Origin of the sequence: Flavobacterium tegetincola DSM 22377, from assembly GCF_000425485.1 — a bacterium.
Classification (GTDB): Bacteria; Bacteroidota; Bacteroidia; order Flavobacteriales; family Flavobacteriaceae; genus Flavobacterium; species Flavobacterium tegetincola.
On sequence record NZ_AUDN01000021.1, the window covers coordinates 98184 to 123048 of the forward strand.

General features: G+C 35.8%; 23 protein-coding genes. 8 read left to right on the plus strand and 15 right to left on the minus strand.

What is annotated here, in order from left to right; genetic code table 11:
- From H602_RS0105145 to H602_RS0105165, 5 genes are read right to left on the minus strand one after another with little or no spacing between them, the layout of a single operon-like run.
- On the minus strand, positions 1 to 1464 hold the full coding sequence (locus H602_RS0105145) for a UDP-N-acetylmuramoyl-L-alanyl-D-glutamate--2,6-diaminopimelate ligase (protein ID WP_026977057.1): 1464 nt from the start codon (positions 1462 to 1464) through the stop codon (positions 1 to 3).
- Complete coding sequence (locus tag H602_RS0105150; RefSeq protein ID WP_026977058.1) at positions 1461 to 3467, minus strand: penicillin-binding protein; 2007 nt, start codon at positions 3465 to 3467, stop codon at positions 1461 to 1463. Before H602_RS0105150 ends, H602_RS0105145 begins: the two co-directional genes overlap by 4 nt.
- Positions 3458 to 3808, minus strand: coding sequence for an FtsL-like putative cell division protein (locus H602_RS0105155; protein WP_026977059.1), 351 nt, complete (start codon positions 3806 to 3808; stop codon positions 3458 to 3460). The genes H602_RS0105150 and H602_RS0105155 overlap by 10 nt, the downstream gene beginning before the upstream one ends.
- A 2-nt stretch (positions 3809 to 3810) precedes the next feature.
- Positions 3811 to 4719: a 16S rRNA (cytosine(1402)-N(4))-methyltransferase RsmH gene (gene rsmH, locus H602_RS0105160; RefSeq protein ID WP_211224031.1), complete on the minus strand. Its 909-nt coding sequence runs from the start codon at positions 4717 to 4719 to the stop codon at positions 3811 to 3813.
- On the minus strand, positions 4694 to 5167 hold the full coding sequence (locus H602_RS0105165) for a division/cell wall cluster transcriptional repressor MraZ (RefSeq protein ID WP_026977061.1): 474 nt from the start codon (positions 5165 to 5167) through the stop codon (positions 4694 to 4696). Before H602_RS0105165 ends, rsmH begins: the two co-directional genes overlap by 26 nt.
- Positions 5168 to 5579: 412 nt before the next feature.
- On the opposite strand from H602_RS0105165, the gene H602_RS0105175 reads away from it, so the two are divergent.
- The 3 genes from H602_RS0105175 (at position 5580) to H602_RS0105185 (ending at position 7305) form a co-directional block, all read left to right on the plus strand.
- Positions 5580 to 6344, plus strand: a complete 765-nt coding sequence (locus tag H602_RS0105175; RefSeq protein ID WP_026977062.1) for an alpha/beta fold hydrolase — start codon at positions 5580 to 5582, stop codon at positions 6342 to 6344.
- A gap of 92 nt (positions 6345 to 6436) precedes the next feature.
- Positions 6437 to 7054 (plus strand): ribosome biogenesis GTP-binding protein YihA/YsxC, encoded by a 618-nt coding sequence (gene yihA / locus H602_RS0105180; RefSeq protein ID WP_026977063.1) that lies wholly within the window; start codon positions 6437 to 6439, stop codon positions 7052 to 7054.
- 17 nt (positions 7055 to 7071) lie between these two features.
- Positions 7072 to 7305, plus strand: coding sequence for a hypothetical protein (locus tag H602_RS0105185; RefSeq protein ID WP_026977064.1), 234 nt, complete (start codon positions 7072 to 7074; stop codon positions 7303 to 7305).
- 145 nt (positions 7306 to 7450) lie between these two features.
- On the opposite strand, the gene gldC is transcribed toward H602_RS0105185, so the two are convergent.
- Together gldC and gldB are read right to left on the minus strand one after the other, a co-directional pair.
- Positions 7451 to 7774, minus strand: coding sequence for a gliding motility protein GldC (gene gldC / locus H602_RS0105190; RefSeq protein WP_026977065.1), 324 nt, complete (start codon positions 7772 to 7774; stop codon positions 7451 to 7453).
- A gap of 136 nt (positions 7775 to 7910) precedes the next feature.
- Positions 7911 to 8873: a gliding motility lipoprotein GldB gene (gldB, locus tag H602_RS0105195; RefSeq protein WP_026977066.1), complete on the minus strand. Its 963-nt coding sequence runs from the start codon at positions 8871 to 8873 to the stop codon at positions 7911 to 7913.
- A 156-nt stretch (positions 8874 to 9029) separates the two neighbouring features.
- Here gldB and nadE point away from each other — a divergent pair, with 156 nt between their 5' ends.
- Positions 9030 to 9827, plus strand: coding sequence for an NAD(+) synthase (nadE, locus tag H602_RS0105200; RefSeq protein WP_026977067.1), 798 nt, complete (start codon positions 9030 to 9032; stop codon positions 9825 to 9827).
- Positions 9828 to 9924: 97 nt separating this feature from the next.
- Positions 9925 to 10557, plus strand: a complete 633-nt coding sequence (locus H602_RS0105205) for a LuxR C-terminal-related transcriptional regulator (RefSeq protein WP_245574915.1) — start codon at positions 9925 to 9927, stop codon at positions 10555 to 10557.
- Positions 10558 to 10559: 2 nt separating this feature from the next.
- Here H602_RS0105205 and dnaG read toward each other — a convergent pair whose 3' ends face one another.
- The 7 genes from dnaG to H602_RS0105240 all read right to left on the minus strand — a co-directional run bounded on the left by dnaG (position 10560) and on the right by H602_RS0105240 (position 18704).
- Positions 10560 to 12545, minus strand: a complete 1986-nt coding sequence (dnaG, locus tag H602_RS0105210; protein ID WP_026977069.1) for a DNA primase — start codon at positions 12543 to 12545, stop codon at positions 10560 to 10562.
- 321 nt (positions 12546 to 12866) lie between these two features.
- A complete protein-coding gene (locus H602_RS0105215; RefSeq protein ID WP_026977070.1) occupies positions 12867 to 14063 on the minus strand; it encodes a POT-type proton-dependent oligopeptide transporter in 1197 nt (398 codons plus the stop codon).
- 429 nt (positions 14064 to 14492) lie between these two features.
- Complete coding sequence (locus H602_RS0105220; protein ID WP_026977071.1) at positions 14493 to 15545, minus strand: hypothetical protein; 1053 nt, start codon at positions 15543 to 15545, stop codon at positions 14493 to 14495.
- 29 nt (positions 15546 to 15574) lie between these two features.
- Positions 15575 to 16282, minus strand: coding sequence for a hypothetical protein (locus H602_RS0105225; protein ID WP_026977072.1), 708 nt, complete (start codon positions 16280 to 16282; stop codon positions 15575 to 15577).
- Entirely contained in the window at positions 16269 to 16829 is a 561-nt protein-coding gene (locus tag H602_RS0105230) for an RNA polymerase sigma factor (RefSeq protein WP_026977073.1), read from the minus strand. The genes H602_RS0105225 and H602_RS0105230 overlap by 14 nt, the downstream gene beginning before the upstream one ends.
- A 110-nt stretch (positions 16830 to 16939) precedes the next feature.
- Positions 16940 to 17497, minus strand: a complete 558-nt coding sequence (locus H602_RS0105235; RefSeq protein WP_026977074.1) for a hypothetical protein — start codon at positions 17495 to 17497, stop codon at positions 16940 to 16942.
- Between the two features lie 229 nt (positions 17498 to 17726).
- Complete coding sequence (locus H602_RS0105240) at positions 17727 to 18704, minus strand: polyprenyl synthetase family protein (RefSeq protein ID WP_026977075.1); 978 nt, start codon at positions 18702 to 18704, stop codon at positions 17727 to 17729.
- Positions 18705 to 19089: 385 nt separating this feature from the next.
- Here H602_RS0105240 and H602_RS0105250 point away from each other — a divergent pair, with 385 nt between their 5' ends.
- From H602_RS0105250 to H602_RS0105260, 3 genes are all read left to right on the plus strand, one after another.
- On the plus strand, positions 19090 to 19998 hold the full coding sequence (locus tag H602_RS0105250; RefSeq protein WP_169516021.1) for a CPBP family glutamic-type intramembrane protease: 909 nt from the start codon (positions 19090 to 19092) through the stop codon (positions 19996 to 19998).
- Positions 19999 to 20116: 118 nt separating this feature from the next.
- Positions 20117 to 20863: an MlaE family ABC transporter permease gene (locus H602_RS0105255; protein WP_035758961.1), complete on the plus strand. Its 747-nt coding sequence runs from the start codon at positions 20117 to 20119 to the stop codon at positions 20861 to 20863.
- On the plus strand, positions 20863 to 21630 hold the full coding sequence (locus H602_RS0105260) for an ABC transporter ATP-binding protein (RefSeq protein WP_026977079.1): 768 nt from the start codon (positions 20863 to 20865) through the stop codon (positions 21628 to 21630). The genes H602_RS0105255 and H602_RS0105260 overlap by 1 nt, the downstream gene beginning before the upstream one ends.
- Positions 21631 to 21632: 2 nt before the next feature.
- Here H602_RS0105260 and H602_RS0105265 read toward each other — a convergent pair whose 3' ends face one another.
- Positions 21633 to 24836, minus strand: a complete 3204-nt coding sequence (locus tag H602_RS0105265; protein ID WP_026977080.1) for a T9SS C-terminal target domain-containing protein — start codon at positions 24834 to 24836, stop codon at positions 21633 to 21635.
- Positions 24837 to 24865: the final 29 nt, after the last annotated feature.

The following is a 24865-nucleotide window of genomic DNA, read 5'->3' on the forward strand; positions in this document are numbered from 1 at the left end:
CTATTTTTGTAGCATTTGCAAAAATTCCTTTACCATTTTCATGTCGTCAAAATCGTGTCGAACTCCATGAATTTCTTGATACGTTTCATGTCCTTTCCCAGCAATTAGGATAATGTCTTGAGCCGTGGCCAATTGACAAGCTGTTTTAATAGCTTGCTTTCTATCAGAAATCGACATTGACTTTTTATAATTTTGAGGCTCCACACCAAGTTCCATTTCAGCAATAATCGTTTCAGGATTTTCCGTTCTTGGATTGTCAGAAGTTAAAATTACCTTGTCACTCAATTGCGTGGCAATCTGTGCCATAATCGGACGTTTGGTTTTGTCTCTATCGCCACCACAACCTACAACTGTTATCAATTGCTCATTTTTAGTACGAATGTCATTGATGGTTTTCAATACATTTTCCAATGCATCTGGCGTGTGTGCATAATCCACAATTGCCGTAATTTTAGTATCCGAAACAATGAACTGAAATCTTCCAGAAACACTTTTCAATTCCGACATCAATCGCAAAACCTCTAATGATTCTAGGCCCAATTCAATTGCAGTTCCATAAATTGCAAGTAAATTATAAGCGTTAAAAGTTCCAATCAATCGCGTCCAAAGTTCATCTCCATTGATTTTTAAAAGCAAACCTGAAATTTGATTTTCTAAAATCAGAGCTTTAAAATCAGCATGCGTTTTTAAAGCGTATGTTCTTTTTCTGGCAACGGTGTTTTGCAACATTACGCTTCCATTTTTATCGTCTATATTAGTTAATGCAAAAGCATTCTTTGGCAAACCATCGAAAAACGCTTTTTTCACGTCACGGTATTCGTTGAAATTACTATGGTAATCCAAATGATCGTGTGATAAATTGGTGAAAATTCCGCCTTCAAAAGTCAAACCTTCTGTACGTTTTTGGTGAATTCCATGCGAACTCACTTCCATGAAACAGAATTCCACTCCGGCATTGTTCATTTCTTTCAGGTAGAAATTGATGGTCAATGAATCTGGTGTGGTGTGACTTGCTTTATATTCCACGTCGTCTACTAAAATTTTAACAGTCGACAATAAGCCTACTTTATAACCCGCGTTTTTAAACAATTGATAAAGTAAAGAAGCAACCGTTGTTTTTCCATTGGTACCGGTAACACCTACTAATTTCAAATTTGCAGATGGATTTCCGTAGAAATTTGTTGCCATAAATGCCAAAGCTGAATGCGAATTTTGAACCGCAACATAAGTTATTCCAGCCTGAAGATTCTCTGGCAAACTTTCGCAGATAACGGCAACTGCACCTTGACTGATTGCTTTTTCAATAAATTCATGTCCGTCAGAAAGTGTTCCACGAATGGCCACAAATACGTCATTTTGACTCACTTTTCGCGAATCAAATTCGATTTTTTCCACAAGTAAATCGGTCGATCCATGAACCGATTCTATCGCTACTTTATATAATATTTCTTTTAATACCATCATGATAATTCTAATGTAATGAGGGTGTTTTTGTCAATTTTATTTCCTGGAAGCACACTCTGATTGCGGACTTTTCCTAGGCCAATAATTTTGACACGCATGCCTAAATTTCCTAATAATGCTACAGCATCCATTCCTGTCATTCCTTTTACATTGGGAACCACATCTTGCTTTTTCTGCATTTTAGCGTAATACGAATCGTAACTTGCTTCTTGCTTCACATCCTTTTTCTTCAGATTTTTTACTTCATTCATCGTGGGAGAATCGGTAAAAATTTTCTGTGCAATTCTTTTAAAAACCGGCCCAGCAACATCAGCTCCGTAAATTCCCTTCTCCTTACTGGGTTTGTGAATGATGATTATGCAAGAATACTTTGGATTATCTGCTGGAAAATAACCTGCAAAAGACGACGCATAATACATTTGACTGTCAGCGCCTTTTCCTTTCCCATAATTTACTTGAGCCGTTCCTGTTTTTCCTGCCATTGAGAAATCTTTGGAATACAATTTTTTTCCCGTTCCATTTTTTACGGTATTGGCCAAAACTGCTTTTACTTTGGCAAGTGTTTCTGGTGAACAAATTCTCGGATTGATTACTTCTTTATCAAATTTCTTAATGGTTTTATTCCACTCTTTTATCTCTTTTACAAATATTGGCTTTACCATTTCGCCATTATTTGCCACAGCATTATACAGCGTTAGCATTTGCAGCGGCGTCATTGAAACATTGTACCCGTAAGCCATCCAAGGCAAAGTAATTCCTGACCATCCTTTCCCTTTGACTTGTGGAATAAAAGGAATTCCTTCTCCTTCAATTGGCAAGCCCAAAGGTTTATTTAAGCCGTAACTATTAATTCTGTTGATAAATTGCGATGGATTGTCTTTATACGCATTTTGAACCGCTTGAGCCATTACCGTATTTGAAGAAACCTCAAAGCCACGAGCCAAACTTATTTTTCCATAACCACCTCTGTGAGAATCACGTACGCGTCTTCGGTAATATTCTACTACTCCACCGTTTGTATCATAAACCGTACTTGTATCGGCTTTTTTATCATCTATAAGTGCAATTAAATCAATCAATTTGAAGGTGGATCCCGGTTCTTGAGATTCACCAATTGCATAATTTAATTTCTCATAATAATTACCATTTGCCTCGCGACCTAGATTTGCAATCGCTTTTACTTCTCCTGAATTGGTCTCCATAACTACGACACTTCCATGATCTGCTTCGTAATATTCCAACTGTTTCAACAAAGCATGGTGGGCAATATCTTGAATATACACGTCAATTGTAGACACAATATCATATCCATCTTGCGGTTCTATTTCATTATTGTCGCGCAACGGTTTCCACTGGCCTTTTGCAATACGTTGCTTTAAAATCTTACCATCTTTACCATTCAAATAATCGGCAAAAGCACCTTCAATTCCAGCGATTCGGGTTTTTCCATTATGGTCCACACGTTCGTAACCAATTGTTCTTTCAGCAATTTTGCCAATCGGATGCTCACGAACCGTTTCTTGCTCTACAATAATCCCACCTTTATAAGCGCCTAATTTGAAAAGCGGAAAACTTTTGATACGCATATAATCCGTATAACTCAAATCACGAGCCACCAAGAAGTACCGGTTTCTATTGGTTTTTGCACGATTCAGACTTGTTCGAAATTCATTACTTGATTTTCCTAATAACACTGAAAGTGAATCTGCCAGCGCATTAATATTTGCATTAAAATTAGCGTCGGTTGGCGCCAGTGCATCAAAACGAATTTGATAATTTGGAATGGATGTAGCCAATAAGCTTCCGTCCGCTGAATAGATATTTCCTTTATTTGCAGGAATAACAAAGTTTTTAACGGAACGTTCTTTAGCTAATTTTCGATAATAGTCGCCCTCCACCCACTGTATATTAGTGAGTTTAACCACAATTGCACCTGCCATGATTAACACGACCAATGCAAAAAGGTAGATTCGGTAGGACATACTTTTATCTTCTATTGCCATAGTTTCTGCACAAAATTTTTATCGGATTCTTCTGCTTTTACTTTTATTTTTACTGGAGGAACCGATGATGGTTTGATCTCCTTTTCAATCATTTTTTTCTCGATGGTGGACTCTAATTTTAGCTCCATCAATTCAGAGCGGCGGTCTACAAATTCAGACCGCAATTCCTTTACTTCATTTTCCAATGCTTTTATTTTGAAAATCTTCAACTCGTAGCGATTGGTATTTGCAATCATTATAATGGCTAAAAAAATAACGAATAAGATGAAACCCCAATTTCTATTGGCGTCTTCATCAACTAAAAATCGCGCTTTTAAAACATTATAAATTCCGCCTTTCATTATTATTTTTTTTCTGCAATACGCAATTTCGCACTTCTCGCACGGTTGTTATGGTAAATTTCATCGGCACTTGGCACAATTAATTTTCCAATGGATTTAAATGGAACGGTAAAATTTCCGAAGAAATCCTTTTCAGGCTCCCCTTCAAACATCCCGTTTTTCATAAATCTCTTCACCAAACGGTCTTCCAAAGAATGATAGGAAATCACACTTAAGCGACCTTCAGGCGCTAAAACTTCTAATGATTGTTCTAAAAACTCTTTCAGTACATCCATTTCTTGATTGACTTCAATGCGAATGGCTTGGTACATTTGTGCCAAAATTTTATGGCTTTTATGAGCAGGAAGAAACCGACCCAAAACGTGTTTCAACTGCTCTGTGTTTCTAATTTCTTCATTTTCTCTGTATTCCAAAATAGTTCTAGCAATTGCAGGTGCATTTTTCAATTCGCCGTAATCGAAAAACACGCGACGTAGATTGGCTTCGTCGTATTCGTTGACTACTTTAAAAGCGCTCAAATCGTTTTTTTGACTCATTCGCATGTCTAATTCTGCATCAAATCGCGTAGAAAAACCACGTTCTGCCACGTCAAACTGATGCGAAGAAACACCCAAATCTGCTAAAATTCCATCCACTTGACGCACGTTATGAAAACGTAAAAAGCGTTTTATAAATCTGAAATTCTCATTGATTAATTCAAAACGTTCGTCAGGCAATGCATTTGCCAAAGCATCTTCGTCTTGGTCAAAAGCAAATAGTTTTCCGTTGGGACCCAAACGATTCAAAATTTCCTTTGAATGTCCGCCGCCGCCAAAAGTTACATCCACATAAATGCCGTCTGGCTTTATATTTAAACCATCCACCGTTTCTTTCAGTAAAACTGGATTATGATATTCCATTTCCATCTTCATTTAAATTTCCCATTACTTCTTCCGCCAAATCAGCAAAATCAACATCATCACCACTAATTGACTCTTCGTACAACTCTTTATCCCAAATTTCCACGATATTCACCTTCGAGGAAAGCACAATGTCTTTTTGAATAGCACCAAAAACCACTAAATCTTTCGGGATCAACAAACGACCTAAATCATCAATTTCGATGATTTTGACACCTGCCATAAATTTTCGAATGAAGTCGTTATTTTTTTTATTAAATCGATTCAACTTATTGATTTTTAACATCATTAAGTCCCATTCTGCCATTGGCCACAACTCTAAACACTTGTCAAATACCGAGCGTTTCATCACGAAACCGTCTTGTAAAGAAGCATTTAACTGCTTTTTTAAAGGCGATGGCAAAAGCAGACGGCCTTTGGCGTCCACTTTACATTCGTATGTCCCGATTATTGAATTCAAGTTATATTAGTTTAAGAAGAAGCAAAAATATAAAAAATTTTACCACAATATACCACTTTTTCCCACTTTGTTGATAAGTTTTACCACTCGCATCTTCCAAATCTTAAATGTTGATTTTGTGAATATTAAGATTTTATTAGATATATTTTAATGAATTGTATTGATAATAAAACATTCGCTATTCAAAACTGCTGAACCTTCACTTTAAATGCAAAATCGATAATCAATTTGTAATGAAATTTGCGCGATTGAATGCATCTCAAACGGAAACAAATTTAAAAATGAAACAAAAAAACACTCTAAAAAATCCTTCACTTTTGTTAAAAAAAAAATTTTCAAAAAATGATATTGTTTTAATAAATCCTATATTTGTCGTCTCGACTTTTCGAGGAAATATGCCCAAATAACGAGAATGGAACACGAATTAAAAAAAGATGGTCGCTATACATATTACGAAGCTGGCGAAGGAACTCCAATCATTATTCTGCATGGATTAATGGGTGGATTGAGTAACTTTGATGGTGTTGCCCAATTTTTTCCAGCAAAAGGATACAAGGTTGTGATTCCAGAATTACCGATTTACACGCAAAGTATTTTAAAGACAAATGTCAAGGCTTTTGCCAAATACGTAAAAGATTTTATCACATTTAAGGGATACGATCGCGTTATTTTATTAGGTAATTCACTTGGAGGACACATTGCGCTATACCATACAAAAATGTATCCTGAAAAAATGCTTGGACTGATAATAACTGGAAGTTCAGGACTTTATGAAAGCGCCATGGGTGACAGTTATCCGCGTCGAGGCGATTATGATTATATTCAGAAAAAAGCGGAAGCTGTATTCTATGATCCTAAAATTGCTACTAAAGAAATAGTAGACGAGGTGTATCAAATGGCAAACGACAGAATCAAATTGATCAAAACGTTAACCATTGCCAAAAGTGCCATTCGCCATAATATGGCAAAGGATTTACCTAAAATGCATGTTCCCACTTGTATCATCTGGGGAAAAAACGACAGTGTAACGCCACCAGAAGTTGCCGTTGAATTTGACCAATTGCTACCAAATTCTTCTTTACATTGGATTGATAAATGTGGTCATGCCGCAATGATGGAGCAACCCGATGAATTTAATGAAATTATGTATACTTGGTTGCAAAAAGTAAATTTGTAACCTCAACTCAATATATCAAACCACTATTTGAAGATAAAAAACTTTAAATAGTGGTTGTTTTTTTTACCTAACTTTGCCGCAAATCTTTTATCATGAAAATCAATACTGCCGAATTCATCATTAGTAACTCTGAAGTGGACAAATGTCCGAAAGAACCCATTCCAGAATATGCATTTATCGGAAGGTCTAATGTTGGAAAGTCATCTTTGATTAACATGCTGACCAATCATAAAAACCTTGCAAAAACATCCGGTCGTCCAGGGAAAACGCAATTGATCAATCACTTTAAAATCAATAACAATTGGTTTTTGGTAGATTTACCAGGTTATGGTTATGCAAAAGTTTCCAAGAAAACCAAGTCGGTGTTTCAACAATTTATTACGGATTATTTTGAAACACGTCAGCAATTGATTTGTGCTTTTGTTCTGATTGACATTCGCCACGAAGCGCAAAATATCGACATTGAATTCATGAGTTACATGGGCGAAAGTGAAATCCCATTTTGCATCATTTTTACGAAAGCAGATAAAATTAGCAAAACTAAAATTGACTCACATATTGCCGCTTACACGAAACAAATGTATGCCAACCATTGGGAAGAAATGCCACAATACTTTGTAACTTCTGCTACAGAAGGATTGGGTAAGGAGTCTGTTTTAGAATACATTGCAGAAATAAATGAAGATTTATTTAAGAACGATTTGTTGTAATCTAAATTTCCAATCCAATGCAAAAAACACTATTAACGACACTCTTCGTTTTGATGACAATTTCAACATTTGCTAATGATGGAAATTCGTCCGTTGAAATAATAAAAAGCGGCGTCAGTTTCGGAACAGTCTTAGCAATCGTAATTTCTTGGTCTAGAAACAGCAGTTTGCTTTGGGCTATTGTACATGGAATTTTCGGCTGGTTATATGTAATTTATTATGCACTATTCCTTCCTTCACAATCAAAATAGAATTAAAAAAAACAAAAGGCTTTCTTCACAGAAAGCCTTTTGTTTTTTGAACAATTTTCATATTATATTTAGTTACAACTCTAATCATTTGAGATTCTGAATTAAATTCAGAATGACAAAACGCGGAGCTGTGCAAACCCAAATCTTACTTTATTAAATCCATTTTTTCGGCAAAGTACTCACAGAAATCTTTCATTGTATCAGTCATTTGTTGATCATCGGTGGCACGTTGAAAAGTATCTGACATGGCCACTAAAGTTTGGTGAAAAAACTTTTTCATTTCATCCACTGGCATGTCTTTCGTCCAAAGGTCAATTCGTAAAGTTTCTTGTGCTTTACTGTCCCAAATGGAAAGCATAATTGCCTTTGCTTCTTGCTGATTTACACCACCATCTTCGGCAGACCATTGCAGTTTTTCTGGTACGCGGTTTTCGTCTAGGTCAATTGAAAATTTTATTTCTGAAGTCATTTTTTTAGATTTTAAAGGTTGGAAGAAACAAGCTGAAAGTTGGAAATTTGCTGTCAAAAAATAGCTATCTGTGTATCTATACGTATTGAATACTAGAAAACTGAATACTGACAACTAAAAATCTGAACACTGAAAACTACTTCTTCGGTTTATATTTTGAATTATTGAATATAGTAGCGGCGTCTGTTGTTAAGATCGTTTTAATGTCTACGTTGTTGTTTTCGGCATACGATCGCACAATTTGCCAACCGATCCACGTCCCCACTCTTCCCGGAGTTTCATTGTCAATTTCCAAATAGAATTTAGAAAATGGCGCCCGGTTAATAAATCGGTTTCCTAATTTCGGGTCGGTATCATACAGCAGACTTTCGTCAATGAAAAAGCGCCACATATAACTTTCATTTTCTTGACACCACTGGATTTGTTCTGGCGTGTATCCGATTTTATCTGCATCAGAATAATCAGGAATCAATAAGTCCTTGATGTATAATTCTTTTCCGGCGAAAATCATTTGAGACAATAAATTCTTATTGGCATCTTCTGGAATTTGATTGTAGGACAAAGCCGTCACAACATCGGGCATAATTTGCGAGGCTTCAAAATTTTGCCTTATGTATGCAGGAAATTCACTTTTATAAAAATCGTGGTCTTTGCCTAAATACAATTCTAAAGCAATTAGTAAATAATCTCCAGTATAAATTACCTTGTTATTGTAATCCATTTCACTAATTACAGTCACCACTTCTGGCAGTCTGGTATTGGGAAAATAAAATTTAGCATGTTTAAAAACGGCGTCAATTTCTTCCTTCTGCGATTTAAAATCTGCATACTTCTTTTGAACTTCGGTATACAATTCTTTCCATTGGGTATTTTGCATTTTATTGGTCCAAACCGAGTCCGCAACATCTTTAGGGAAAAATTCTGGATAGGATAATTTCATCTTTTCTAGATCTGCAACAGGAGTTTCAAAAAAGACTTTATCAAAGCGGGACAACTTTAAGTCCACGGGAACAGCTTCTATTTTTTTTGCAGCTTCCGATTTATCTTTGCATGAAAAGACCAAAAATGCCAAAGTACACACTAAAAATATTTTCTTCATTTGTAATTTTTCTATTTTATTTTGTTCGCTTATTGCAAAACAACACTATAAAAACTACATAATACGTAGTTTAGTATAGCTGATTTTTATAAATTTATAGCACCTAAATTTTAACTGCAAATATACAGTGCTTGTGGTTTAAAAACGAAAAATGAGATGCAAAAAAAGATTAAAATTAATCCAGAGGAAGTTACAAATCACATTGTAAATTGGCTAAAAACCTATGCTGAAAACGCAAGAGTAAACGGTTTTGTAATAGGGATTTCAGGTGGCGTGGATTCCGCTGTTACCTCAACACTTTGCGCCATGACTGGCTTGAAGGTCGTATGCGTAGAAATGCCCATTCATCAAGATGCTAAACAAGTGACCCGAGGAAGAGCACATATTGAACAATTAAAGAATCGATTTCCTAATGTTTCAAATTTAGAAGTGGATTTGACTCAAACCTTTGACGTTTTCCAAAATTCAATTCCAAAAAGCGATGATGTAACCAAATACAATTTGGCTTTGGCCAATTCCAGAGCTCGACTTCGCATGACCACGCTTTATTATTTTGCTGGAGTAGACGGACTTTTGGTCGCTGGAACGGGAAATAAAGTGGAAGATTTTGGCGTAGGATTTTACACAAAATACGGAGACGGCGGTGTTGACTTAAGTCCTATTGCCGACTTGATGAAAAGCGAAGTTTATGAATTGGGAATGCATTTAAACATTCCAGATTCCATCCAAAATGCAGCACCAACCGATGGACTTTTTGGCGACGACCGGACCGACGAAGACCAACTTGGCGCATCGTATGACGAACTAGAAGTAGCAATGCTTGCAGACGAAGAAGGTAAAACCACAGCCGACTTTGAAGGACGCGCCTTAGAAGTTTTTACAATCTATAAAAGACTAAACCGCATCAATCAACATAAAATGATGCCCATCCCTGTGTACAAAATTAAAAGGTAGTTTATCAATTAAAAATTAACAAATATTTAGCAATATTAACTTTTAATTAGTAACTTAGCAAAGCCCCAAATCATAATTTATTCAAAAACATATAATTATGATGATAAACTTAAGTATTGCCGACAATCAACCCGTAGTTATGCACGGAATAAAGAGCTATTTTAAAAGTCATTCGGAAATTTCAGTTCTCGATACTTTCAACCATTTAAGAGAATTAGAACTTTCTTTAGATGCAAGAAAAGCAGGCGTATTATTGATTGATCTAGAATTAGAAGGATTGCACAGTATCAAATCGTTAAAGAAAATGGTGGAGGAACATCCAAAAACCAAAATCTTGGTTTACACTTCTGCCTCTGAAAAGTTATTTGGTGTAACCTCACTGAAAGCCGGTGCTTCTGGATTTATTTCCAAAAAGGAAACACTTTTAAAGGTGGAACAAGCCATTCTGCAAATAGCGGAAGGCAAAACCTATTTTAGTGATTTAGTACACAAAAGCGTCATTAGTTCTGCACGAATGAATAATGAGGAACGTATGTACCGTAAACTTTCGTCGCGCGAAAAAGAGGTTTTGAGTTATTTAATAAACGGTAAGAAGAACAATGAAATTTCAGAACTTTTAAATTTAAACGAAAAAACAATCAGCACGTACAAATTGCGATTGCTAAACAAGCTAAACGTAACCAATTTAATTGACTTGGTCAATAAGGCAAAGACATTAGAAATAGTATAATTTTAATTGTGGTACCGCGACATCACTCGTCCCAACTTAGCAGAAAAAGATCCTATCAATTTGTAATAATCCATTACCATTGATAGGGTTTCTGAATTATCAGCATCAGGTTCCGGTAAAATGTCTTTCTTCAATTCCTCAATAATTTTATCTACCAAAAACCATCTTAAAGTCAGAATAGTTTCGGTAACATATTGCCCAATGGTGTGGGATTTATCTTTGACCATGATGTTTTGCGCTTCCCAATTGTGCAGCGCTACCTTTTCATCATCCATTAAAACGTCCGTTACTTCTTGGGCCAAGTCTTGCGGAAGTTGCATCAAATAATGCTCCGTATTGAAGGTCTCATTTTGACGAAAAAACGTCATAATATTGTTATAAATGTCTAAAAATAGAGGATTTGCCAATTCCACCTCATCTTCGTGCAAACTTAAATAAACGCGATCGTATACTTTATAATTGCGTTTTTCGGTGTATTGTTCAATTTCGCCTTCTTCATTATTTCGCAATAAAACATCTTCAAATTCTTCTTCAGCATTTCCATAAAGCAAAAGAATTTCAATGATTTTACGTTCAATTTCATTTTGAATGTCCACCTTTGGAGCCGAATTTAAAGCAGACTCATCCTTTACCACTTGAAACGATTTCTGATCTTGCCTGCCTTTTTTCTCCGCTTCGATACCGTCTTTTTGAATCAGCTGTGCTAAAGTACTTACTAAAACTTGTTCCGAAATATCCATGATTCTGGAACATTCTTGAACATAAACCTCGCGCTGGATGCGATCCGGCACTTTGGAAATACTAACGACAATTTCCCGAATCAAATCGGCTTTTTTAACGGGATCATTTTTGGCATCTGCCATCAATAATGACGCTTTGAACTGAATAAAATCTTTAGAATTGGCTTCTAAATATTCGGTTACTTGCTCATAATTGTATTTTTTGGCAAAACTATCTGGATCTTCGCCATCAGGAAAACTGCACACTTTGACGTTCATTCCTTCTTCTAGGATCAAATCAATTCCGCGAAGTGAAGCCCGAAGTCCGGCAGCATCACCATCAAAAAGTACGGTAATATTTTTAGTCAATCGATTGATCAATCGAATTTGATCTGGCGTTAAAGCCGTTCCTGAAGAAGCCACAGTATTTTCAATCCCTGTTTGATGAAACTGAATTACATCTGTATAACCTTCCACCAAATAGCAATTATTTTGCTTTGCAATGGCTTGTTTGGCGTGATAAATACCGTACAAAACTTTACTCTTGTGGTACAATTCACTTTCCGGAGAATTCAGGTATTTGGCTGCTTTTTTATCGTTTGTTAGAATTCGTCCACCAAAACCGAGTGTTCTTCCCGACATACTTTGAATGGGAAACATCACTCGGGCTCTAAAACGGTCCAACACATTTTTATCTTCTTTGACAATGGTCAAACCACTTCCTTCCAAAAACTCCAATTGATATCCTTTTCCCAATGCTTCTTTTGAAAATGCGTCCCAAGCTTGTGGCGAATAACCTAATCCGAATTTTTTGACGGTTTCCAATGTAAAGCCACGTTCCTTGAAATAAGATAAACCAATTGCTTTCCCTTCGTCCGTTTCAAAAAGCGTATGGTGGAAATATTTTTGTGCAAATTCAGATACTAAGAATAGACTTTCTCTAAAATCAACTGTTGCTTTTTGTTCATCGGATTGCTCGGTTTCCTCGATTTCGATATTGTATTTCTTGGCCAAATATCGGATGGCTTCTGGATAGGTAAAATGCTCGTGTTCCATTAAAAATGCAACAGAATTACCACCTTTTCCTGAACTAAAATCCTTCCAAATTTGCTTTACCGGCGAAACCATAAATGAAGGCGAACGCTCACTCGAAAACGGGCTCAATCCTTTAAAATTACTTCCTGCCCTTTTTAATTGTACAAAATCGCCAATAACTTCCTCTACTCGAGCGGTTTCAAAAACGGTATCAATTGTGGCTTGGGTAATCATAGTTTAATTTAAGGAGTGCAAAGGTAGGGAAATTGTATTAAGATTGAAGTATTAAGTAGTAAGATGGAGGAGGAAAGATTAGAGGATTTGGGATTTGAGGATTGCAATTCAATTTTGAGGTTTGAAAGAATAAAAAAATGAGAGGCTTAAAGAACTCGCTTCTCAAAATTTCAATCTGCACGTTTATTACTTCCTAGGAATTTGTTATGATCTTGGCTGAAGAACCACGAGTTTGAATATTCAAATTTATATTTTAGCAAATATCAAGAAAAAGCCGCTTGAGAAAATCGTCTGAAGCACAGACATACTTTATGTTTAATTTCAAATGCTCTTTTTGTTCCACATAAAAAATCCAATTATTCCAATTAACGCCATTGTTATCATTGCCATTTGTAATCCAAAAATTGGATCTTCGATGCTATTACTATTATAAAATGCAAAAAGTAGCGACACCACTTTTGTGGGGACGAAAGCCAAACTAAGTAAAATGGCGAGATACTTTGGATTAGAAAATTTTGTCAATACAGAATGAACTACAGGTGCGATATGAATTTCGGCCGCACTAAGTAATAGCATGGAAATTAAATAAAGTGACGCATCTTGCTCGCTGGGAATTTCTGGTAATAGCAATAATACTCCGAAAGACAAGGCTGCAAAAATAAAACCAACCACGACTTTAAAAATTTGAGAACTGTAAAAATAAGAATACAAAAAGATTGCGAAGACACTCAACGGCAACATAATTATAGAACTCATTGATTGCCATAAATTTTGCGACCATTGAAAAGCAGAAATAGTGCTGAATTTTGTTTGCAATTCAAACATCCGAAAACTTGCCATTTCATAAATACCCCAAAACAAAGCAACGAGTACCAATACCATCGCAATTTTAAAAACCCTATTTTTTATGATGTATTTATCTTTTTCAAATTTATTTTCTACACTTTCCTTTGATGCAAGAACTGGAATTAATGATAATAGCATCAGAATACCAGACAATATAAAACCACTATTATAACTGAAAGTTTCTCCAATGTATCCAAGTAATATAACCCCCGAAAACGACCCTAAATTAACAGCGAGATAAAATAGCGTAAATCCTGAATCAAGTAGTTTGGTTTTATTTAAATAGAGCTTTCCATACGTTGAAATTATGTTAGGTGTATAAAATCCACTGCCTAAAACAACCAGAAGTAAGCCAATATAAAGTGTATTTAAAGAGGGAATGCACAAACAAAATGCACCAAGTGCTTGAGCAATTCCGCCGAGAAGTATTGCTTTTTTATTTCCTATCAGTAAGTCCCCGAAAAGCGCTCCGATGATTGGTGAAAAAATTAATGAACCCATTATCAAACTATACACAACCATTGCATCTGCATTGGTCATTTGCACTGTATCACCAACCATATAAAGAACTAAAACCGCTCGAAAACCGTAGAAAGAGGCTCTCTCCAACATTCGAGATAATGCGTAGTTGTACGCTTCTTTGGGATGTTTCTGATTTTCGATCTTTATCATTACAAATTGTTGATTGGTGAGGAAATTTTTTAGTGCTAGAATCTTCGCTATAATTTGGTAGGTGTTTTGTAAATATATGCAAATGCTTATAAAAATGCATTAAAAAAGATTCCTACGGAATGACAAATTTTAGTGGAGATGTTAATGCGCTTCTGGAACTGAAAGATTTAAATCTTGAAGGATCTAACTATTGGAACATTTAAAGTTACGGAATCAAAAGTAAAAGTAAAAAACCAATTAGCCCCGATTGGAGGGAACATCCTTTTTTATTTCCGTTGGCTTTAGCCAGTGGAAATAAAAAAGATGTGGAAGGAAAGCGGGATTACGGAAGCCTGACTAGCCCAAGCCATTCGCTCCAAATTATAAAACAAAAAAACGCTTCTCCGAAAAGAAACGTTTTTAAAAATAATGAGTAACTAACACAAATTTTTAAAGCAAATCAAAACGAATCCCTAAAGAAATGTTGTTCTGATCGATGGCATTGTCTTCAAACAGCGGACTCAAATCGTATTTTAAGTACAAACTCGTAGATTTATAACCAATGTAAGTGCTTACACCATAAACGAAATCATTGGCATTGAAGTCTCCTTTGGTTACTTCTCGGGATTTATATCCATCAATGTCATACTTTATAATTTGTTTCGATTTCAGGTTAACACCAGCAAATCCTCCAATTCCAAAACGTACACTTTCATGCGTTCTAAAGGATGTTTTACCGTCTTTTACCGTTTTACCGGAAAAATCAAATTCTAAATGCATGGGTACCACTAAATTTACATTTCGAAAACGGGAATCTTTCATGTTGACTGGATTTACTTCTAAATCTGTAGTTGTTCCGTTATCCACAAAATAGCGATTATCCGTAGCGCGAAGATTGTTATACATCACGGAAACTCCATATTTAAAGTGCAAGAGGTTGTTTTCTTTTGCAATTCGAGTGTTCCAGGTTACACCCCATTCGTAAAAATGTGAACCCATATAACGAAAATCTGAATTGGCAACTGCTCCATCTGTAACCAAATTATTTATTCCTGTAGCAAAGACAAATTGCGAAGTGGTTCGGGCTTCGCCTTTTTTCTGACTTAAAGTGTCTTTCTTTGTACTGAATTTTGGATCCCAAATGATTTTAAATCCACCTTTGGTTTTTAGAGTATCGTTATCGGCAATAGTTCCATTTACTTTTAATTGCACTAATTCATTTAATTCTTTTTGATAAATTGCAACTCGATTTTCAATGTTTTTTGCTCTTACTTCTGCCAAAACTTTCTTTTTTTCATCCGCTTCTGCAATTGAAATACTGCGATTTTCAAGCTGTACATTCACCTCTTCTACATCCTTTTTCAAGGCCGCTTTTTCTTCTTTTGTTGCCATTTCAATTTTGTTGGCAATTGCTCTGACACGCATGTCAAATGAGTCTTGGGCTTGGACTTTTGCCAAAAAAAGGCACAAGGAGACTACTAGATAAATTGTAAAATTTTTCATGATTGATTGTTTATTTGATTAATGATTGTTTATTCTAAATTTCTTTTAGTTACAGCAATTTTGACTTCCTTATACGTTTTATTCACTGATTTGATGACTTTTTCACGAAAGGAAAGTTCCAGTTCGCCGTCAACTTGTGAGAGCAGTTGAGCAGTATTCACGGATAGTGCAACGGGATCGTTTTTTGATTTTGAAGAGTGATTGTTTTCCACAGAAGCCAACAAAGAGTTTGCGTCCACTTTAACTTCCGTTTTCTGACTGTTGATTGGTTTTTTAATTATTTCATTTTCTGAACTTAAAGCAATTTGTACTGGTTTTTCTTTTTTTACAAGTGGGTTTGATTTCACTTTTAAAGCCTCTTTGTCCGTTTGCTTAACCACAGCTTTTTCACGTATTGAAACAATCGCTGTAGCATTTTGTTCTACTGGCTTTTCTATTAAATTTTCTAAATTATTTTCTTTTTCCAGATCATTTTCATTGTTTTCGATAATTACATCTTGCAAAACTACTTTCTGGTGTTCCGAGTCAATCACTTCTTCGGTTTGATTAAGAAAAACGGTTGCTATTATAATAAATCCCAAAAAACTTGCTGCAAAAAACATCCAACGATAGTTTTTTTTAGGTTTCTCGACAACGGTTAGCATGGCATCCAACCGGTCCCAAGAATTTTCGGACGGCTTGATTTCTCTGCTGTTGAGTTTGTCTCTAAACTGATTTTCTATATTATTCTGTTCCATTTTGATACTTCTTCATTTTGTTAATCAACTCTTGCAACATTTTTCTGGCATGCGACAATTGCGATTTCGACGTTCCTTCATTTATTCCTAACATTTCGGCAATTTCCTTGTATTTGTAACCTTCGATTGCGTAAAGATTGAAAATCATTTTGTAGCCTTCCGGCAAATTGTCAATCAAAGACTGAATATCCTCTACAGAAAAATTACTTTCAATATTATTAAACCCTTCTTCCTTATAATATTCATCTTCCAGAAAGCTGACTTTCTTTTGTGCCCGAATAAAAGAAATACTTTCATTGATCATTATCCTGCGAATCCATCCCTCAAAGCTTCCTTTGCTTTCAAAATTTTTGAGATTAACAAAGACTTTCATAAAAGCGGTAATCATTACATCTTCGGCTTGGTGAATATCTTTGATGTATTGTCGGCAAACACTTAACATCTTCGGAGCGAACTTCGAATAAATCTGCTGCTGAGCATGCCGATTCTTATCGACTGCCAGTTGGATTATCTCCTGTTCTTCTTGATGTAAGCGAATTACTTTCATTTTTTGATTTGCGATGTACAAATTAAGTTTAGGATTCTTCGAAAACGAAATAAGTACAAATGATTTCTATTATTATAGACGAGATTGATTTTAAAAAGGTTGCATGAAGCTTAATTTATTTTATAAACTTGTTCTGCTAGACCTGTTTTTAATGGAATGGTTACAATTTTTTGTACTGAAGAATTTCTAGTTCCAATTTCCGATTCAATGATTACTAAAGTTTCTGTCTTTTCATTAATCACCCAATTCACCAATGAAAAGTTGGCACTGGAAAGTTTTACTGTCTCAAACGTATTTAACTTTATCAAATACAATTGGCGGATTGTATTGCTCATTTTATTATAAGTCTTTTCAGCTTTGGAGTCCGTCTCTACTAAAATGAAATTAGCGTTTTGATATTTCATACTTGATTTGGTGTCAAATTTTGCAGTCACATTTGAAATATTTAACCCCGACTCAAAAGCTATTTCCTTCGTACTATTTGATTCTGTGTTGATGAAGACTAATTTGTCTTCGCCAACATTTCCCATTTTGGAAATACTTCTAGAATACGTTACTACCAAATTAGTATGTTCAATTTCTTTTAATTGATTGAAGTACACTTCGTCAACTTTTTGAGCATTTACAGAAAAACCGACAAATAGGATGGATAGTAGAATGATTTTCATGATGATGATTTTATATAAGTAAAGACTAAATTACAGAATAAATGGATGCATGACTAAAATACATTTGACAATCTTGCAAATAGCTAATTATGTAGATTTAATAATCGCTTCTTATTAACTATTTATCAGCAATTTCAGCAATAAACACAGCTTTAAGCATTGCAGTAGTATTATGTAAGAAATGCAGACGAAGCGGAGTTAACGTGTTTTTTGAATTGAAACTAAAAAATTACTTCTTTCGTTCAATTACATAATTCACCATCAAGATTAATGCTTCTTTATATTCTGAAGTTGGAAATGTATTTAATAAGGCTAAAGCTTCGGTTTGAAAAGCAATCATTTTATCTTCGGCATACGTTAAACCGTTGTTGTTTTTAACGAAAGCGATGACTTCTTTGACGCGTTTTTTGTCTTTATTGTGATTTTTAATGGAATTGATGACCCATTTTTTTTCTTGAGACGTACAGTGATTCAAAACGTAAATCAACGGCAAAGTCATTTTTTGTTCCTTAATATCAATACCTGTAGGCTTGCCGATTGCCTCATCCGTGTAGTCAAATAAATCATCTTTAATTTGAAAAGCCATTCCGATGAGTTCGCCAAATTTGCGCATTTTTTCCACTTGTTCAAGGTCTTCGCTGACTGATTTTGCCCCAAGAGCACAACAAGCGGCGATAAGTGTGGCTGTTTTTTGTCGGATGATTTCGTAGTAAATATCCTCGGTAATGTCGAGACGGCGGGCTTTTTCAATTTGTAATAACTCACCTTCACTCATTTCTCTGACGGCAACGGAGATGATTTTTAGTAAATCAAAATCGCCATTGTCTATGGAAAGCAAAAGTCCTTTTGAAAGTAAATAATCGCCTACAAGAACGGCAATTTTATTTTTCCAAAGTGCATTGACTGAAAAGAAACCGCGACGCCTGTTACTGTCGTCCACCACATCATCATGCACTAAAGTAGCGGTGTGAATTAATTCGATTACAGAAGCACCACGATACGTTCGGTCGTTTACGCTTCCGCCTGAAATCATTTTGGCCGTTAAGAAAACAAACATCGGACGCATTTGTTTCCCTTTTCGGTTGACAATATAATAGGTAATTCGGTTGAGCAAGGCCACTTTTGAAGTCATGGATTCGTGGAACTTTGTTTCAAAAAGTTCCATTTCCTCTAAAATGGGCTGTTTAATTTGCTCGGTGATTTTCATTGCTTGCAAATTTACGCAATTATGTGGAAATAGTGGTCATAAAATCCCAAGTTGATTTATGGATCGTAGCGTTTAAAGTACGACACCATTCAATAAAGTTTTGTAGCTTCAGGCCGGAAGTTAAAAGAGGGCCAAAAGCGGTTGTGCTAGCCCTGACAGGAAGGAAAATCCTCCCGATTTTTCATCGGGAGATTTGGGAGGATGGCAGGAATACGGTTTCTGAAATTGCCAAAGCGATGTGCTCCGAAAATTATAAGTTATGATCTATAAAATTTATATTTCATGATGAAGAAAGCTTTCCAAGAACTATCAAATGAAAATTAAATTTCAGAACCGGGTTCACCTTGCTTTTCAGTATATTCGTCATTCTAAAAAACAAATAGCTATGAGTGCGTCAGGTATTGAAATTAAAAAAGAGCGATGGCTATTTACAGTATTCCTAGTACTTTTTATAGCAGGGATTTTCGGGTTTTTTATCTTTGACACTTCAGAATTGAGTGCTAATTCCCGTTCCAAAGAATCCATTCCGCTCGAACTTTTATTGGTTACTGGGATTTTCTTGGCTCCTATTTTTGAAGAATTGGCTTTTCGAGCAGCATTTATAAGAAGTAAAATTTACATTATAATTTGCCTGCTATTGATGGCGGGTTTTGTGCTTATGTCTTATGAAAATTATTATGCGGTAGTGGCATTTGTATTCTTTATAATAGTGTTTGTATTGTATAAAAAAACAAATTCGCCATTCCTTTTCAAACTAGTTTGCATTTCAAACGCCGTTCTTTTTGGTTTGGTTCATTATAAAATAGAGGATTTTGCGTCTTTTGATCGAGGATTTATCGTTTTATTTCAGATCAGTATAGGCTTTCTTTTAATTTGGGTTACCATTAATTATGGGCTGGTTCGCTCTATGATCATTCACGGAACTTACAATGCTATGGCTTTGGGATTTGTGGTTTACGGCTTACAATTTCCCGATACAAGTCCAAAGATTTATGATGATGAAAATATAAAGGTAGAATGGCAGCATGTTCCTTATTTTGAAAGTTTTTCATCGAATTTTAACATGACTAATGACAGCATAATTACTGAAGGGATTAAACTTCCGGTACTTTATCCATCTTTGAACGTCACGGATACGTTGAGGCAACAAAATATGATTATTATTGATCCCTACATTAAGTACAATTTTAGAATCATCCTTAAAGAAAACGCCGTCAATACAGATATCGATCTTGCTACGGAATCATTCCTATTGAAAGAAAATTTAATTATGCCAAATACTGATGCAAACTAATTTATATCAAAAAGGGAAAAGACCGATATTGTGAACCCGTTTAATCACGCAAAAAATAACTCTAATTTCATTACCCATAAGTCGGAAGTTCTTTATAAATTAGCCTATATTTAGAGTTATGATGTTAGTTCGCTATTTGTCGCAAATTGGGAGGTATTTCCTGATGTGGAAAGATATTTTTAGAAAGCCAACCAAGTGGAAGGTAATGAAAGGATTGTTAATTAAAGAAATTGACGATTTGATCATTGGTTCACTCGGAATTGTTGCCTTTATTTCATTTTTTGTTGGAGGTGTTGTTGCCATTCAGACGGCATTAAACCTTACCAACCCTTTGATTCCAAAAACTTTAATAGGTTTCGCCACTCGGCAATCTGTGCTTTTGGAATTTGCACCCACATTTATTTCAATTGTAATGGCGGGAAAAATGGGTTCTTTTATCACGTCCAGTATTGGAACAATGCGGGTCACTGAACAGATTGACGCGCTCGAAGTCATGGGTGTAAATGCGGTAAATTATCTAGTTTTTCCTAAACTGATGGCACTTTTATTGTATCCATTTGTAATTGGAATTGCTATGTTTTTAGGAATGTTAGGCGGATGGATGGCCGGTGTTTACGGCGGTTTTACGAGTAGTGAGAATTTTATTGCTGGTTTGCAGAACGAATTTGTACCGTTTCACATTGCTTATGCCTTCATAAAAACCTTTTTGTTTGCTTTACTTTTAGCTACTATTCCTTCCTTTCATGGATTTTATATGAAGGGTGGCGCGCTTGAAGTGGGCAAAGCAAGTACCGTAGCTTTTGTGTGGACTTCGGTTACCATCATTTTAGTAAATTATATCATCACGCAATTACTTTTGACCTAATGATAGAAATAAAAAACATAGAGAAATCCTTTGGTGAAAATAAGGTACTGAAAGGTATTTCGTCTGTCTTTGAAACGGGAAAAACCAACTTGATCATTGGTCAAAGTGGTTCTGGGAAAACGGTTTTATTAAAAACACTTTTAGGTATTCACACGCCAGACGCTGGAACAATTGAATTTGACGGCCGAAATTACACTACTTTTTCACGTGATGAGAAAAGTGCTTTGCGTACCGAAATAGGAATGGTTTTTCAAGGCAGTGCCTTGTTTGATTCCATGACTGTAGCCCAAAATGTGGCTTTTCCATTGAAAATGTTTACCAACAACAGCCGATCCGAAATCAATGACCGTGTAGATTTTGTACTAAAAAGGGTCAACTTAATTGATGCGCATCATAAATTGCCTTCTGAAATTTCCGGTGGAATGCAGAAACGGGTGGCCATTGCAAGAGCAATTGTTAACAAGCCGCAATATTTGTTTTGCGACGAACCCAATTCAGGGCTGGATCCAAATACTTCTACGCTTATAGACAATTTGATTAAGGAAATTACCGAGGAATACAACATTACAACGGTAATTAATACGCACGACATGAACTCCGTTATGGAAATTGGCGATAACATTTTGTTCCTAAAAAACGGTGTAAAAGCGTGGCAAGGCAATAAAGATGAAATGTTTACTACCGAAAATGAAGCTGTTGTGGAATTTGTGTATTCTTCCAATTTGTTTAAGAAAGTACGTGAAGCTTATTTAAAGGATTTAAAATAAGATCACGATCGAATTACAAAAACCCAACCTACGAGCTCTTCCCCCGAAGCGGTTTCGATATAGTAATAATAAGTTGCAGCAGGCAAGTTTCGGTCTTTAAAATCTTGACCGTGCCACTGATTGGTGTAATTCTCTTTTTCGTAGACGATCCTACCATAGCGGGAATACACAATTAATTTTTTTACATTAAACCCTGACAAATCAAAACTGTCATTATCCCCATCTCCATTTGGCGAGATTCCCTTGGGGATTTTACATACTGTACCTTTAACTTCTTGAGACACGGTGATGAAACAACCTTCTATATCGGTTATAATTACGGTATATATTCCAGATTGCCTTCCTAAAATAGAGATTGGATTTGTGCTTCCCAAATTACCTGTTGGGCTGCTCCAAGAATAATTAAAATCTTCAGAATTAAGTGTTGTATCTGCTGGTTGAGCAAAAAGTTCATAGTCAGAATTATCGCTGACACACGATGCACTGATTATGAAATCAGGAAAACTCGTTAACTCTACATTGAAGGAAACAGGTTCCGATTCGCAACTGCCTAATTTTATTCTTAAATAATACGTTCCGGCGTTTACAGTAGTTGCATTTTCAATTACTGTATTTTGATCTGTCGAGGTAAATCCATTTGGTCCTTGCCAGAAATAGGCTGCATCGGGAATCAGTGCAGTGGTCAACTCAATTGTTTCTCCATTGCAAATTAAAGAATTCACTACAATTGAAATATCTTCTGGAATAGCGGTAATTGTGATTTGTAGCAACACCGAAACCTCAGCATTACACAGTCCGCTAACGCTGTATTTAAACGTATAAATTCCAGATGCCACTGATGCAGCATTCCATATTGAATCTGTCAACAATCCCGTATTTGATAAGTCGGTCCAAGTTCCCTCTAAGTTTGGATCTCCTTCTAGCAATTCGAATAAATCAATTGATTCCTGATTTCCGCAAAATTGCGTAATCGTATTTTCACCTGCATTTAAAAGATAATCAGCATTGTCAATAAGATAATCCATTTGTACATCAATACATGAATTTGTAGCACCTGCATAATATACCCTAACATGATACATTCCTGAATCCGTTGTAGGATTGAAATTCGGTACATTTAAAACATTTGTTGTACTCAAAATATTTGTAGAGTCCGTTCCTTTCCACCATTGATAATTTAAATAAGGCAAATTAGTTACCGACAAACTTGCATTTTGTTGGGGACATGCGTTTTCTACCGAGATAGGAAAGATTTGATTCCCTCCTACTTCAAAATCGCCAATTAAAATGTTATTGCATCCATCTTGCACTTGAAAAGTATAAGTTCCGACGGCAAGGCTTGTAAAAAGGGGATTTGTAACATTGTCTATAAAGAACGGTAATCCATTTTTGGCAATGATTTTGTATGTTAAGTCGTTTATTCCTTCTGCATCTACAAAAACATCAAGACCGTTCGCATCACAAGAAAAACTGTAAACTGAATTAATTTTAGGAACAGAATAAAAATTAAATTCACCAATGGGCAACACACAATTTACAGACGGCCCTCCATTTCCATAAATGAAATTCTTACCGATAATTCTAAAACTTCCCGAACTCGCAATATTAAATTGTGTAGCATTATTTGCCAAAATTAGCGTACCATCGATCAAGCCCGTGATGGGATGACCCCAATAATTTCCGATAGCAAAATATTTTTGCAAGTGATACGTCATGGCTACAAACGGAGTGGTCAGGTGATTTAAAAATAAATCAAATGAACCGCAATTTTCAATAACGTTGACTGTTTTAACTTCCTGATAACTTTCAATTGTTGCACTTAAATTATATGTTGTACCACATTCATTTACCACAGAAAAACTGTAAAAACCTGCTGGTAAATTACTCATATTTAAAGCAAGCGGGCTGCCAAATAATAAGTCAGACACATCCATTGGTAAGGAAAACCCAGCAGCTGTAGGTGCTTGAAGTAGTTCTGCTGAAGCAATATTCACGGAGCTCAAGATTTTTAGAGATCCCATTCCGTTTTCACAACCTAGTCGGACGGCGACAAAAGGAGCACTAACTGTTGCTGCATCAACTGTAAAAGTTAGCGTACTGACCACACCACATAAGCTTGTTACTTGCAATTCATATTGACCCGGCAGATAATTGGTCAGCGGATATTCATTATTGCCAGACGTAGCCACATTAAACGGCAACGCATTTGGAAAAGTGGCTGGAGCTGCAATAACAACCACTGCTGCGGCATTTTGGACCTTATAATTATTGATACCACAACCGTTTGCAATGGTGAATAAATTGGGCACCGATACAGGAACTGAAAGCATACCCGACCCGTTGAACGTATTGCTGCAACCGTCTAAAATGGTCAAACTATACGATACCGTTTCACCAATAGTGATTGGAATAGTTTGATTTATTGCAATAAAATTATCGTTACCACTACTTAAAGTTTGAGAAATCACTTCCGTCTGGCCATTGGGAAGTGTTATGGTATAATTTATAGTAAGCGGATAAAAGATAACGCCAGTTCCAGCTGTAAGCGTTTGATTGATTATAGCGTGTTCACAATCCACTACTGTAACTGTATTGATTGGTGAAATAGAGATTGAACTTGGAGATTCGAACAATGTATAAGTTTGCACTACACCATTTCCGCAGGTATCAAACACGCGTATCAAATATACACCCGCTGACAATTCTGTAAAAACATTTGAAATTTGCAGCGGTTTTACTATTGGACCCGCAATGATTTCATAATTAATAGCTTGACCTTGTGTAACAATAACGCTGATGGTCCCATTGTTAATGCACACCGCATTTTCACCTTCCAATTGATATTCCAAAGGAACGACTTGATCAAGAATTGTAACAGTTTGCTGTTGAGAATTGCTTTGACCAGAAAAATTTTGAGTAGCAACAACCAAATACGTCCCCGAATTTAATCCTGAATATCCACCTTGTGTAGTAACATTTATAGGGTTTACGACATTGGGTAAAAGATAAATGGAATACGTTATTGCGGCACCAAGCGTTGTATTTTGCACCGAAAAAGTCAACGAACCATTCGATTCGCAGGTTTCATTGGTTTTTGAAACGGAAAGTGAAAAGTCGCTTAATTTTGCTTGAGCAAGCAAACTAAAGAGCAGAAAAAATAAAAAAAAGCATTTACTTGAAACTTTTGATTGTGTAGTTTTCTGCATATTCGTTTGTTTACGTTACATCTGTAGGC

Bases quoted from the DNA above. Each gene is read 5' to 3' on its own strand.
- H602_RS0105145 (WP_026977057.1), bottom strand. From the start codon at position 1,464: ATGATGGTATTAAAAGAAATATTATATAAAGTAGCGATAGAATCGGTT.
- H602_RS0105150 (WP_026977058.1), bottom strand. From the start codon at position 3,467: ATGGCAATAGAAGATAAAAGTATGTCCTACCGAATCTACCTTTTTGCA.
- H602_RS0105155 (WP_026977059.1), bottom strand. From the start codon at position 3,808: ATGAAAGGCGGAATTTATAATGTTTTAAAAGCGCGATTTTTAGTTGAT.
- rsmH (WP_211224031.1), bottom strand. From the start codon at position 4,719: ATGAAGATGGAAATGGAATATCATAATCCAGTTTTACTGAAAGAAACG.
- H602_RS0105175 (WP_026977062.1), top strand. From the start codon at position 5,580: ATGGAACACGAATTAAAAAAAGATGGTCGCTATACATATTACGAAGCT.
- yihA (WP_026977063.1), top strand. From the start codon at position 6,437: ATGAAAATCAATACTGCCGAATTCATCATTAGTAACTCTGAAGTGGAC.
- H602_RS0105185 (WP_026977064.1), top strand. From the start codon at position 7,072: ATGCAAAAAACACTATTAACGACACTCTTCGTTTTGATGACAATTTCA.
- gldC (WP_026977065.1), bottom strand. From the start codon at position 7,774: ATGACTTCAGAAATAAAATTTTCAATTGACCTAGACGAAAACCGCGTA.
- gldB (WP_026977066.1), bottom strand. From the start codon at position 8,873: ATGAAGAAAATATTTTTAGTGTGTACTTTGGCATTTTTGGTCTTTTCA.
- nadE (WP_026977067.1), top strand. From the start codon at position 9,030: ATGCAAAAAAAGATTAAAATTAATCCAGAGGAAGTTACAAATCACATT.
- H602_RS0105205 (WP_245574915.1), top strand. From the start codon at position 9,925: ATGATGATAAACTTAAGTATTGCCGACAATCAACCCGTAGTTATGCAC.
- dnaG (WP_026977069.1), bottom strand. From the start codon at position 12,545: ATGATTACCCAAGCCACAATTGATACCGTTTTTGAAACCGCTCGAGTA.
- H602_RS0105215 (WP_026977070.1), bottom strand. From the start codon at position 14,063: ATGATAAAGATCGAAAATCAGAAACATCCCAAAGAAGCGTACAACTAC.
- H602_RS0105220 (WP_026977071.1), bottom strand. From the start codon at position 15,545: ATGAAAAATTTTACAATTTATCTAGTAGTCTCCTTGTGCCTTTTTTTG.
- H602_RS0105225 (WP_026977072.1), bottom strand. From the start codon at position 16,282: ATGGAACAGAATAATATAGAAAATCAGTTTAGAGACAAACTCAACAGC.
- H602_RS0105230 (WP_026977073.1), bottom strand. From the start codon at position 16,829: ATGAAAGTAATTCGCTTACATCAAGAAGAACAGGAGATAATCCAACTG.
- H602_RS0105235 (WP_026977074.1), bottom strand. From the start codon at position 17,497: ATGAAAATCATTCTACTATCCATCCTATTTGTCGGTTTTTCTGTAAAT.
- H602_RS0105240 (WP_026977075.1), bottom strand. From the start codon at position 18,704: ATGAAAATCACCGAGCAAATTAAACAGCCCATTTTAGAGGAAATGGAA.
- H602_RS0105250 (WP_169516021.1), top strand. From the start codon at position 19,090: ATGAGTGCGTCAGGTATTGAAATTAAAAAAGAGCGATGGCTATTTACA.
- H602_RS0105255 (WP_035758961.1), top strand. From the start codon at position 20,117: ATGATGTTAGTTCGCTATTTGTCGCAAATTGGGAGGTATTTCCTGATG.
- H602_RS0105260 (WP_026977079.1), top strand. From the start codon at position 20,863: ATGATAGAAATAAAAAACATAGAGAAATCCTTTGGTGAAAATAAGGTA.
- H602_RS0105265 (WP_026977080.1), bottom strand. From the start codon at position 24,836: ATGCAGAAAACTACACAATCAAAAGTTTCAAGTAAATGCTTTTTTTTA.